Genomic DNA, 11,826 nt, shown 5'->3' with positions numbered 1-11,826 from the left:
AGAGGCCCCCTCACACCTGCTTAACTGGTGATGTCGTCCGTGGCGTACATCCACCGCAACAGCGAATGCCGCCCGCTGATCCCCAACTTGATCGCCGCTCGCTTGAGGTAGCTTTCAATCGTGTTGACCTTCAACGCCAGTTGCTCCGCCAACTCTGGCGCGGTGCGCCCGGCCAGCAGGCCCACGCACACTTCCAGCTCGCGGTTGGACAGGGTCAGGCCCGATTGCACCAGGCGCTCTTCAATGCGCCGGCGCAGGGTGTCGATGCCCTGGTTTTGCGGCGCCTTCGGGTCGCTGTCCGGGCTGCAGGGTTGAATCGCGGTGATGTGTTTTTCCACCATGGGCAGCAGCAGGGTGGAGAAGTCCTGCAGCATGCTGCGTTCCTGGGGCGAAAAGCTTTCGGACTGGTGCGAGCGGTACACCGACAGCACATAGCGCACGTCGTCTTTGCGGCGCGTGAGGTGCAGTTGTGCGGCGGGCTGTGCTTCGCCCAGGGCCGCCACCGAGTCGGTGTAGACCGGGCTGATCTTGCGGCGGGTGTGCCCGTCGGGGCTCACGTGCAATTGGGTGATATGGGTGGCGTCCACTGCCAGTTGGGTGAGGATCAGGTCATGCAGCATGCGTGGGAAATGGCGACTGCCGGTGCTGGCGATGACCTTGCCTATATGTGGGAACAGGTGTGAGTTCATCAGTTCGTCCATGAATGTCGAGTGCAGGACGTATGCTAGTACAGCCTGGCGGCGGCATGGGGATCCAATTGCCAAAAAAACCAGATTAACCACGGCCAACGGCGGCCGGAACTGTCCGACCGCCGCGAGGGGAGCACGGCGCTTATCTCACGGCATGCGCCGCCATCAGCGTTTGGCGTGGCACGGCGCGAGCACATTTGGCCAGCGCTTGTTGCACATCCGCCAGCAGGTCGGCCACATCCTCCAGCCCGACCGATAAACGCACCAACCCCTCGCTGATGCCATGGTGCGCACGCTCTTCGGGGGTGTAGGTGGAGTGGGTCATGCTCGCCGGGTGCTGGGCCAGGGATTCGGCGTCCCCGAGGCTGACCGCACGGGTGAACAGCTTGAGGGCGTTCATAAAGCGCCGACCGCTGTCGATCCCCCCCTTGAGTTCGAACGCAATCATGCCGCCCGCCTGGCTCATTTGCCGCGCTGCCAGCTCGTACTGCGCGAAAGCGCGCAGCCCCGGATACGTGACCCACTCCACCGCCGGGTGCGCCTGCAAGGCTTCGGCCACCGCCTGGGCGTTGCTGCAATGGCGGTCCATGCGCAGGGCCAGGGTCTTGAGGCCGCGCATCAGCAGCGCGGCGTCCTGGGGCGACATCACCGCGCCGGTCAGATCCTTGAGGCCTTGCAAGCGAATGCGCTGGGCCGTGGCCAGGTTGCTCACGGCGATGCCGGCGGTGATATCGCCGTGGCCGCTGAGGTATTTGGTGGCCGAGTGCACCACCACATCTGCGCCCAGTTCCAGCGGGCGTTGCAGGTACGGCGTGCAGTAAGTGTTGTCGATCACGACCGTGACATTCGGCTGTTGATGGGCGAGGGCGGCCACGGCGGCGATGTCCACCAATTGCAGGGTGGGGTTGGCCGGGGTTTCACAGTAGATCATGCGGGTGGCGGGGCTGAGCGCCGCTTGCAGGGCGGCCAGGTCGGTGAGGTCCACATGGCGCACTTTGATGCCGAACTCGCCGATGCCGTGGTGCAACAGGGCGAAGGTGCAGCCGTAGAGGGTCTGGCTGACGATCACTTCATCGCCTGGCCGCAGCAAGGTCCAGAATGTCGCGGCAATCGCGCCCATGCCGGAACTGAACGCTACCGCCGCCTCGCCGTTTTCCAGGGTGGCCATGCGCGACTCCAGCAGCGCCAGGGTCGGGTTGGAAATGCGTGTGTAGAAGTGGCCGCTGGCTTCGCCGGCAAAACACGCGGCGCCGTATTCGGCAGTCGGGAAGGCAAAGGTCGCCGAGAGGTAGACCGGTGGCACGAGCGCGCCATGGTGGTCCTTGGGGTCGTAGCCGTGGTGGATGGCGCGGGTGGAAAAGCCGAATGCAAGGTGTTTATTGTTCATGTCGGGCGCTCCTTATTTCCTACAATGCTATGCTCATAACCACAGATGGATTTTGCAAACTTTGCCGACAAATCCCGCGTTAAGGGATGAAAAACCCCTAAAAACAACAAACAGAGGCACATCATGCCCGTCACCCTGGATCGCACCGACAAGGCGTTGTTAAACGCCCTGCAAGGCAACGCCCGTCTCACCGTGGCCGAACTGGCCGACCGCGTGTCCCTGACCACCTCACCGTGCTGGCGTCGCGTACGTAACTTGGAAGAGAGCGGGGTGATCAGCGGTTACCAGGCGATTCTTTCGCCCAAGGCGCTGGGGTATGGGGTGACGGCGTTTGTCAGCATCATGATGGAGAGCCACACCCAGGACATCGCCCGGGCGTTCGAGCAGCGCTTGTTGGAGATTCCGGAAATCGTGGCGTGTCACAACGTGTCCGGGCGCTATGACTTTTTGCTCGAAGTGGTGGCCAAGGACCTGGAGTCCTTTGGCGAGTTTGCGCGGGAGGTGTTGCAGACGCTGCCGTGCGTCAAGGAGATCTATTCGAGTTTTTCCTATAAGTCGGTGCGGCCGTTGCGGGTGATTCCATTGCCGGGCTGACGCATTGGCTACCTGATCTTCTCCACAATTGGATATTTCTCGCGGCTGCGACGGTGACTAACCTAGCCACCAATCCCACCGTCCTGGAGTTCCACCATGCAAGCCCGTACCGATTTCTACACCGCATCCCCAGACGCCATGAAAGCCATGCTTGCCCTGGAAGCGGCGGTCGGCAAACTCTCCATCGAGTTGCCGTTGCTGGAGCTGATCCGCCTGCGCGTGTCGCAGATCAACGGCTGTGCCTTCTGCCTCGACATGCACACCGCCGATGCCCGCAAGGGCGGCGAGACCGAGCGGCGCCTGTACACCCTGTCGGCCTGGCGTGAAACGCCGTTCTTCACCCCGCGCGAACGTGCGGCGCTGGCCTGGGCCGAAAGCCTGACGCTGATCAGCCAGACCCACGCCCCGGATGAAGATTTCAATGCACTGGCGGCCGAGTTCAGCGCCCAGGAACAGATCGACCTGAGCGTCGCGATTGCCACCATCAACAGCTGGAACCGGTTGGCAGTGGGTTTTCGCAAGATGCCCAAGTAAGCCTCAGAAGTTGACCGACGCACTCAGCCGCGCCGTCAGAGGCGCGCCCTGGAACAGATAGTCATCGCCCATGTACTCGCCCGCGTCGCGCCAGTAGCGCTTGTCGAACAGGTTGTCGACGCTCAGGCGAAACACCGTTTCATAGCCGTCCACCTTGGTGGTGTAGCGGCTGCCGACGTTGACCACCGCGTAATCCCCCACCTCCACATTGCCGCTGCGGTTGGCGTACTTCTTGGCGCTGTATTGCACACCGCCCAGCACCGCCAACCCATTCACCCACGGCAACGCATAGTCCGCGTAGACACTGGCGCGCAGCTTCGGCACGTTGATCGCCTGGTGCGCTTCGTATTCCGGCGTGCCGCTGCCGGTCACCCGCGCGCGAATGGCTGCCACGCTGCTGGAGATTTGCAGGCGCTCAGTGGCCCAGCCGTTGGCCGAGAGTTCCACGCCGGTGTTTTTCTGCTCGCCCTGCTGCACATAGGTGAAGTCGCCGGCAGCGTCGGGCTTGGCGTACTGATAGGCCTGGCGGGTCTGGAACACGGCGGCGGCGAAGCTGATGCGGCGCCAGTCGTATTTCACGCCGGCTTCGATCTGGCGGGAGGTGGTGGGGGCGAGGGTTTCGCCGTCGTTGGTTGTTGTCCATGGCGCTTCACCGCCCAAGGACAAGCCCTTGCTGTAGCTGGTGTATAGCGAAAGGTTGGCCACTGGTTTGTAAATCAACGATGCCTGGGGCAGGAATTCGTATTTCTGAGTGTGGCGTTCCTGACCGCCGTTTTCATCGAAGGCTTTTTCATCCAGGCGCACTTCACGGCCCCCGATAATGGCTTGCCATTGCTCATTGAAGCGTATGCGGTCGGTGACGAACAGTCCGTACTGTCGGCTGTCGAGACGTCGGTGCTTGTCGTTCAACGGCACGTTGGTGGGGGTGAAGGTCGGTACGTCGGCGTCAAGATTTGTGCTGCCTATTTGTTCGTTTACGGACTTGCGCTTGTCGACCACCCTGCGAAACGCGCTGGTGCCAAAGGTCAATTCATGGCTCAGGCGGCCGGTGTCGAACAGCCCTGTCATCGCCGCTTGCGCTTCATCGTCACGGCGGGTGTCGTCAGGGCTGCGGTAGTCGTAGACGTCGTAGTCGCCGGTTGGACCAAAGGTTGCGGTGCCGCAATCGGTCACGTAGAAGCAACCATAGGCAAACGAACTGTAGTCGTCGATCACCACCTTGCTGCGCGCCGCGCTGACGCTGCCTTGCCACTGGTCGCTGAAGCGGTATTCAAACTTGCCGTTGAGGTTCAGCGAGTCGATGCCGACCTGCCTGGAACCGCTCTGATGGCCGAGCAGTTTTTTCGGCGAGGCGTCGTGGGGCAGTTCGGTGCCGCCGAGCAATTGATAACCCGGTACCGAACGTTGTTGCTTGTTCTGGTACTCGGCGTCGAGTTGCAGCACGGCGTCGGGGCTGATGTTCCAGTCGAAGGCCAGGGACACAAAGTCGCGCTGACCATTGGCGTGCTCGACATAGGAGTTGAGGTCTTCGTGGGCCACGTTCGCGCGCAGGCCGAATTGCTGCTCAGTGCCAAACCAACCGCCGACATCGGTGGCGATGTAGCCGCTGCCACGATCATCGGTGGAGACCGTGACCGAACGTACATCCTCCGGGCGCTTGGTCACGTAGTTGATCACGCCGCTGGGTTCGGAAATCCCGCTTTGCAGGCCCGCCAGGCCCTTGAGCACTTCGACCTGCTGCTTGTTTTCCAGGGCGACGTTCTGCTCGCCGGTGATGGTGCGCCCGTTGATCTTGTAGCTGCTGGCCGCGTTCAGCGAAAAGCCGCGCACCACAAAGTTTTCGTAGTAGCCAATCGGCGCATAGCTGTCGCCCACCGAGGCGTCGTTGCGCAGCACTTCACTGAGCAGGCGCGCTTGCTGGTCCTTGATCAGGGCGGCGTTGAGCACGGTGATCGAGGCTGGGGTGTCCAGCAGCGGTGTTTCGCTGAAGCCACCGACCGAGGCGGTATCGGCGCGATAACCGGCCTCATCCTGGCCCTGGACCTTCACCGCCGGCAGTTCGATCTCTGCCGCGAGGCTGTTGCCGATACCGCCGCTGAGCAGCAGGCCGAGGGCGAAACGGGAAGTGACGACGGGACGAAAACGCAAAACCATGGGGGCAAGGCCTTAAAGCGCAGGGCGGGGGGCGCATAAGCTAGGCATAACGGCGCGGTTTTACAAGTTATTGAGAATGGCCGCACAGACATCACAGAAGTCCGCTCACCATAAAAACCTGATGTCCTCAGGAGCGCTTGAGGGTCTCGCTTGGCAGCTCGTTGAACAGCGCACGGTAGCTGTGCGAGAACCGCCCCAAATGCCAGAACGACCAGTTCATCGCCACTTCAGCCACGGTGCGGTCGACTGCGGTCAGCAAGTCCCGCCGTGCGCCATTCAAGCGGCGCAGCCTCATCCACTGCGCCGGGCTCATCCCGGTGTAGGTCTTGAAGCCTTGCTGCAGCTGGCGCAAGGACACGCCGGCGATCTGTGCCAGTTCCAGCAGGTTGACGGTTGCATCCGGCGCATCCGCCGCCCACTCACCGATGCGCGCCATCAACTGGCGTTCTTCACTGCGTCTTCGCAATGAGCTGCGATCCAGGCAGACACAGGCGTTGTCGAGGATGAACAGGCAGTCGTCAAGCAGTTGCCGGGTGAGGGAGACCGGGTCGACGACTGTGGACAAGCGCGTCAGCGTGCCACTGAGCCAGCGGCTGAACAGCGCGTTCTGCTGGGAGGTCAGCGGGGCCATGAACAGGCCTTCCAGCTTCGTCACATCCAAGCCATGGCGCTGCACGAATTGCGGGCCGAACACCACCGCCACTTCGCGGTAGTTTTCCGGGGTGATCCAGGTATTGCGGCTTTCGCCATTGAGCAGGTACAGCGCGTCGTCACTGCCATCGAAACAGAACGTCAGCGAGCCCGGGGGCGCATTGAAATGCTGCTCGACGCGAGTATTCATGCACTCTTCGTACACCTGCACGCCCTGCAGATCGAGGTAGCGGATGCGCCCGGCAAAGTGCCCCGGGGACATCTGCTGGTACTGCTGCACCCAGCCAGGTGTTGCATTGCATTGGGCGGCCACATCACCAGTGGCGAAGGCCTGTACGCGCGAAGCGGTTGCCAGTGTCATGAAGAATCCGTGCGCACTCTATTGGTGCGTTGTGCTGCGTGCAAAGTGGATAGATGCCGTTCGAAGGCTGGCCCAAGATAGACCTCAATGCGTCTTGTGAACAAGCTTCTCCCGCTGGCCCTTGAATATCGCCTATTCGATTCCCAAGGAAGGCTCCAACCTGTGGTTCGAGCTGCTGGCGATTCCACCGACCCCGGCAACCATGCGCCTGATGACCGCGCCTGGAGCAAAGTGAAGGCCCATAAATGATCCAGTCCAACGACCACGCCCGCTCCTATTACCGGGCCACGGCCAATGCCATGCCTGAGCGGCCGAGCCTGGACGCCGACCTGAGTGCCGATGTGTGCGTAATCGGCGCCGGTTTTACTGGCATCAACACCGCCATCGAACTGGCTCAGCGCGGGCTCTCGGTGATTGTGCTGGAGGCCCGGCGCGTCGGTTGGGGCGCCAGCGGGCGCAATGGCGGGCAGTTGATCCGCGGGATCGGCCACGATGTGTCGGGGTTCGCCAAATACGTGGGGGAGGAGGGTGTGCGTTACCTGCAGCGCGCCGGCATCGACTCGGTGGCGCTGGTGGGCGAGCGCATTCGTGAGCATGGCATCGACTGTGATCTGCGCTGGGGTTTCTGCGAGCTGGCCAACACCCCGGCGCAGTTCGCGGCGTTCAAGGCGGAGCAGGAGGGCCTTGGGCGATTGGGTTATACCCATGAAACCCGCCTGGTTGGGCCGCAGGATATGCCGCAGGTAGTGGGCTCGACCGTGTATGCCGGCGGCCTGGTGGACATGGGCTCCGGGCATTTGCATCCATTGAACCTGGTGCTGGGTGAAGCGCAGATGGCTGAGTCCCTCGGCGTGAAAATCTTCGAGCACACCGAAGTGCTGGAGCTGATCCACGGCGACACCGTGCACGTGCGCTGCGCCGCTGGCACGGTGCGCGCCGCCAGCCTGGTGCTGGCCTGCAATGCGCACCTCGAAGAACTGGAACCGCGCCTGAGCGGCAAGGTGTTGCCGGCGGGCAGCTACATCATCGCCACCGAGCCGCTGTCGCAGGCGCTGGCCAACCAACTCATCCCGCAGAACCTGGCGCTGTGCGACCAGAAAGTCGGCCTGGATTACTACCGGTTGTCGGCCGACCGTCGCCTGCTGTTCGGCGGTGCCTGCCATTATTCCGGGCGCGACCCGGCGGACATTGCCGCGTATATGCAGCCCAAGTTGCTCAAGGTGTTCCCGCAACTGGCTGACACCGCCATCGCGTTTCAGTGGGGCGGCAAGATCGGCATCACCGCCAACCGTTTCCCTCAGGTCGGGCGGTTGCAGCAGTACCCGAATGTGTTCTACGCCCAAGGCTATTCCGGCCACGGGCTGAATGTGACCCACTGGTGCGCGCGACTGCTGGCCGAGGCGATTCATGCAGGTCACAGTCAGGGTCTGGATGTTTTCAGCCAGGTGCCGCATATGACCTTTCCCGGCGGCAAGGCGCTGCGTTCGCCGCTGCTGGCGTTGGGGATGTTGTGGTATCGACTGCGGGAATTGATGCATTGACCGGCTTTGCGTGGCAGGCTGAACGACGTTTTCCTACGACTTTTGGAGATTTACCGTGCCAACAGCATCTGCAGTGATTGAAATCCCGGTATCGGCCGACACGGTCTGGCAATGGGTAGGCGGCTTCAACAGCCTGCCGGACTGGTTGCCGCTGATCGCCAAGAGCGAACCGGGCGAAGGCGGCCGCTTGCGCCACCTGACCACCGCCGACGGTGGTTCGATCGTCGAGCGTTTGCAGACCTTTGATAACGTGGCGCGCACCTACAGCTACACCATTGAGGGGGCATCGCCATTTCCGGTGACGGCCTACCTGGCGACGTTGCAGGTTGAGGCGTTGAGCGAATCGTCGGCGAAGGTGACATGGTCCGGTGTGTTTACGCCGTCGGCCGGCACTACGGATGCAGCGGTGGAAGAGCTGTTCGCTGGGTTATACAAGGGAGGGGTTGAGGCGCTGCGGGCGAATTTCTGAGCTGATCAGATCTATTACGCACCGCAGGGCCAATGTGGGAGGGGGCTTGCCCCCGATGGCAGTTTTTCAGTTATTGATCAGGTGACTGACACACTGCCATCGGGGGCAAGCCCCCTCCCACATTTGGAACCCAGTCGCCTTAGGCTTCGGGCATCAGTTGCTGGCGACATTCCAGCACTAGCCTCGCACCGCCTTGCTCGCTGGTGCCGACGTCCAACTTGAACCCGTGCAAATTGATAATCGCCGCCACAATCGACAAGCCCAAGCCGAACCCACCTTGCTGGTCGCTCTCATCCACGCGATAAAACCGCTGGAACACCGCTTTGCGTTCCGCCGCCGGTATGCCTGGCCCGGAGTCATGGACTTCGATGCGTGTGCTGCCGCCGTCGTTGACCCCGCGCAAAATCACTTCGCCGCCCGCCGGGGAGAACTTGATCGAGTTGCTCAGCAGGTTGGCCAGGGCTTCAAACAGCAACGCGCGGTCGCCGGTGATCCACGGCAGGGAGTCTGGTACTTGCAGTAAAAGCTGCAACTCGCCTTCTTCGGCCAGGGGCAGGTAGAAGTCGTGCAACTCGCGCAGCAATGGCAGCGGGTCCATCACCAGAAAGCCTGAGCGACGTTGGTGATCTTCCAGTTCCGAGATACGCAACAGCCCGCGAAAACGCGCCATCAGGGTGTCGGTTTCAGCAATGGCGTCGTCCAGTTGCAGCGCATGGGCCGACTCGGCTTCGGCCTGCTGCTTGATGCGGTACAACTGAGCCCGCAGACGGGTGAGCGGGGTGCGCAGGTCGTGGGCGATGTTGTCGCACACGCCCTTGACCTCGTTCATCAGCTTCTCGATGCGGTCGAGCATGGCGTTGACGATGGCCGCGAGCATGTCGAGCTCGTCACGCCGGTTGGACAGCGGCAAGCGATGGGTGAGGTCGCCGGCGACGATCGCTTCGGCACTGGCCTGGATCCCGCGAATCCGCCGCAGCGGACGTCGGCGTAGTAAATGCCAGCCAGCAGCGCCGGGGATGATCGTCAGTGACAGCGCCCACAGCAAGGCATGCCAGATGATCCGCGTCACACCAAACAACGAGCCATTGGCGCGCACCAGCACCAGCCAGCGGCCGTCGTCGGTGTGGGTGGCCACGGCGTCGCAGCTGTCCTTGGGCAGTTTGGGGTCGTCGGAGTCGACGCAGTTGGACAGGGCGTGGATCTTGCCGTCCAGCGGCAGGTCCGGCGGGATCGCACGGATCGGCCCGCTCAAAGGGCGAAATTGCTCGTCGAACAAGCCGTAGGCGTCCACGCCCTTCATGTCGAAGGTCATGCTGGTGGTCAACGCTTCCACCAGCTCTTCGCCGTCAAAGCGCTGGAACAGATGCTGGCGCTGCATCAGCGAATGGCGCGACAGGTCGCTCAGGTAACCGGACACTTCGTAATACAGCACCCCCATGAGGATGCAGCTCCAGGCTACGAACAGCGAGCTGTACAGCGCCAGCAAACGGCTGCTGGAAGAACGCCAGCCTTTAGAGGGGTTCAGCAATGACATAACCCGAACCTCGTACCGTGCGGATCAACGGCGTGAGGCCCGGTGGATCGATTTTCTTGCGCAGGCGACCGATGTGCACGTCGATCAGGTTGGTGCCCGGGTCGAAGTGATAGCCCCAGACTTCCTCGAAGATCATCATCCGCGACAGGATCTGCCCGGTGTTGCGCATCAGGAACTCCAGCAGTTTGTACTCCGTGGGCAACAGGCTCAGAGGCTGATCGGCGCGGCTGGCTTCGCGGCTGATCAGGTTGAGTTCGAGGTCGGCCACGCGCAGGGCGGTTTCGAATTCCTTGACCGTGCTTTTGCGCCGCAGCAGCACTTCGACGCGGGCGGCCATTTCATCGGAGGCGAATGGCTTGGTCAGGTAGTCATCACCGCCGGCGCGCAGGCCGCGCACGCGCTCGTCCACGTCGGATAGGGCGCTGATCATCAGGATCGGCGTCGACACCCCGATGGTGCGCAAGGTGGTGACGATGGCCAGCCCATCCAGTTCGGGCAGCATGCGGTCGAGGGTGATCAGATCGTAATCACCACTCACGGCGCGGACCAGGCCTTCGCGGCCGTTGTCCACCCAGTCTACGTCCAGTCCATGGCTACTCAGCTCGGCGACGATCTCGCGGGCCGTTACGGCGTCATCCTCGATGGTCAAAATGCGGGTCATAGGATTACCTGGTGAGCGATTCACACTAGAAGTGGGGGCATTTTGCCAAGAAATGGCTGAACGCTTCCTAAATAAAACTTCATGTTGGCAAAACCGATACTTTTTCCAGGGGAATGCATAACGCACGCCTCCCTGCCGCCGCTCTTGCAACTTGCATGGCTTGAGTAAGTTCAACTTATTTAAATTATTGAAATATATAGGTATTTATTTTTATGCCGACTGGCATGGTGCCTGCACTGTCCCTTTTGAGACTTGTAACACTATTTTTCCTGCCGGGAGCACAACAACAATGATCACATCCTCATCCACGCTGCAAGCGTCGAGCACGCACTCCGGGGTTTCCTGGGGAGCGATCTTTGCCGGGGCCGCTGCGGCGGCTGCACTGTCGTTGATCCTGGTACTGCTGGGTTTCGGCCTGGGTTTTTCGGCGGTGTCGCCGTGGGCCGATAGCGGTATCAGCGCCAAGGGGCTTGGCATTTCCACTATTGTCTGGCTGGCGTTTACCCAGATCGTCGCATCCGGGTTGGGCGGTTATATCGCCGGACGCTTGCGAGTGAAGTGGTCCGGAATGCATGGCGACGAGGTGTACTTTCGTGACACGGCCCATGGCTTCCTGGCCTGGGCGGTCGCGACGTTGATTACCGCAGTGCTGGTGGTCGGCTCGGTCAGCAGTGTCGTGAGCGGTGGTGTGAAAGCCGGCGCGAGTGTCGCAGCGGGCGCCGCCAGCGGAATCACCCAAGCAGCGGGCAGTGCGGCCAAAGGCGTCAACGGCGGCGAGTTCGACTATTACGTCGACAGCCTGTTCCGTGACGACCGCCCGGTTGCCGTCAGCGATGACGCGGCCCACGGCGTGGTAGCGCGCATCTTCACTCGCACCCTGAGCAACGATGGCCAACTGGCCGCTGAAGACCGTGCCTACCTGGCGCAGTTGATCAGCCAGCGCACCAACCTCAGCCAGGCCGAGGCCGAAGCGCGCATCGACAAGGTCTATGGCGATGCCCGTAAAGCTGTCGAAGACGCCAAGCTCAAAGCCAGGCAGGCCGCTGACACGGCCGCCAAAGTGGCTGCCTACACGTCGCTGTGGACGTTTGTTGCCCTGTTGATCGGTGCGTTCTTTGCCAGCTTCGCTGCGACCTTTGGTGGTCGTCGTCGCGATGCGGTGGTGTACGTCGAAACCGAAAACTACGTTCGTTAATTCAAGGAGAACACCATGCGCTCATTACTTCTGTGGTTCCTCGGCGTGCCAATTCC

11 protein-coding genes are annotated in these 11,826 nt (G+C 61.8%); 5 read left to right on the top strand and 6 right to left on the bottom strand.

Annotation, left to right across the window (positions count from 1 at the left end; translation table 11 throughout):
* Positions 1-20 precede the first annotated feature (20 nt).
* Together EJD88_RS18425 and EJD88_RS18420 are read right to left on the bottom strand one after the other, a co-directional pair.
* Complete coding sequence (locus tag EJD88_RS18425) at positions 21-689, bottom strand: helix-turn-helix transcriptional regulator (protein ID WP_178117119.1); 669 nt, start codon at positions 687-689, stop codon at positions 21-23.
* Positions 690-831: 142 nt separating this feature from the next.
* The gene (locus tag EJD88_RS18420; RefSeq protein ID WP_158878684.1) at positions 832-2,076 is read right to left on the bottom strand and encodes a methionine gamma-lyase; all 1,245 of its coding nucleotides are present in this window, start codon (positions 2,074-2,076) and stop codon (positions 832-834) included.
* Positions 2,077-2,199: 123 nt separating this feature from the next.
* On the opposite strand from EJD88_RS18420, the gene EJD88_RS18415 reads away from it, so the two are divergent.
* Together EJD88_RS18415 and EJD88_RS18410 are read left to right on the top strand one after the other, a co-directional pair.
* On the top strand, positions 2,200-2,670 hold the full coding sequence (locus EJD88_RS18415; RefSeq protein ID WP_099585128.1) for an Lrp/AsnC family transcriptional regulator: 471 nt from the start codon (positions 2,200-2,202) through the stop codon (positions 2,668-2,670).
* Positions 2,671-2,766: 96 nt separating this feature from the next.
* Positions 2,767-3,204 carry a carboxymuconolactone decarboxylase family protein gene (locus EJD88_RS18410; protein WP_099585127.1) on the top strand — a complete coding sequence of 146 codons (438 nt, stop codon included), beginning with the start codon at positions 2,767-2,769 and terminating at the stop codon, positions 3,202-3,204.
* A gap of 3 nt (positions 3,205-3,207) precedes the next feature.
* On the opposite strand, the gene EJD88_RS18405 is transcribed toward EJD88_RS18410, so the two are convergent.
* Together EJD88_RS18405 and EJD88_RS18400 are read right to left on the bottom strand one after the other, a co-directional pair.
* On the bottom strand, positions 3,208-5,358 hold the full coding sequence (locus tag EJD88_RS18405; RefSeq protein ID WP_158878683.1) for a TonB-dependent siderophore receptor: 2,151 nt from the start codon (positions 5,356-5,358) through the stop codon (positions 3,208-3,210).
* Positions 5,359-5,485: 127 nt separating this feature from the next.
* Positions 5,486-6,370, bottom strand: a complete 885-nt coding sequence (locus EJD88_RS18400; protein WP_158878682.1) for a helix-turn-helix domain-containing protein — start codon at positions 6,368-6,370, stop codon at positions 5,486-5,488.
* A 245-nt stretch (positions 6,371-6,615) separates the two neighbouring features.
* Here EJD88_RS18400 and EJD88_RS18395 point away from each other — a divergent pair, with 245 nt between their 5' ends.
* Both EJD88_RS18395 and EJD88_RS18390 read left to right on the top strand, forming a co-directional pair.
* Positions 6,616-7,911, top strand: coding sequence for an FAD-binding oxidoreductase (locus tag EJD88_RS18395; protein WP_158878681.1), 1,296 nt, complete (start codon positions 6,616-6,618; stop codon positions 7,909-7,911).
* Positions 7,912-7,966: 55 nt separating this feature from the next.
* Positions 7,967-8,380 (top strand): SRPBCC family protein, encoded by a 414-nt coding sequence (locus EJD88_RS18390; protein ID WP_158878680.1) that lies wholly within the window; start codon positions 7,967-7,969, stop codon positions 8,378-8,380.
* A 139-nt stretch (positions 8,381-8,519) separates the two neighbouring features.
* Here EJD88_RS18390 and EJD88_RS18385 read toward each other — a convergent pair whose 3' ends face one another.
* Both EJD88_RS18385 and EJD88_RS18380 read right to left on the bottom strand, forming a co-directional pair.
* Positions 8,520-9,914, bottom strand: coding sequence for a HAMP domain-containing sensor histidine kinase (locus EJD88_RS18385; RefSeq protein WP_099585122.1), 1,395 nt, complete (start codon positions 9,912-9,914; stop codon positions 8,520-8,522).
* Positions 9,892-10,575, bottom strand: coding sequence for a response regulator transcription factor (locus EJD88_RS18380; RefSeq protein WP_010564812.1), 684 nt, complete (start codon positions 10,573-10,575; stop codon positions 9,892-9,894). The genes EJD88_RS18385 and EJD88_RS18380 overlap by 23 nt, the downstream gene beginning before the upstream one ends.
* Positions 10,576-10,864: 289 nt before the next feature.
* Here EJD88_RS18380 and EJD88_RS18375 point away from each other — a divergent pair, with 289 nt between their 5' ends.
* On the top strand, positions 10,865-11,770 hold the full coding sequence (locus tag EJD88_RS18375) for a hypothetical protein (RefSeq protein ID WP_158878679.1): 906 nt from the start codon (positions 10,865-10,867) through the stop codon (positions 11,768-11,770).
* Positions 11,771-11,826: the final 56 nt, after the last annotated feature.

The sequence above is a fragment of the Pseudomonas sp. PB105 genome (genome assembly GCF_009764655.1).
GTDB lineage: Bacteria > Pseudomonadota > Gammaproteobacteria > Pseudomonadales > Pseudomonadaceae > Aquipseudomonas > Aquipseudomonas cyclaminis.
Note: the sequence above shows the minus strand (reverse complement) of the source record. Positions and strands in the feature narration are given on the sequence as shown.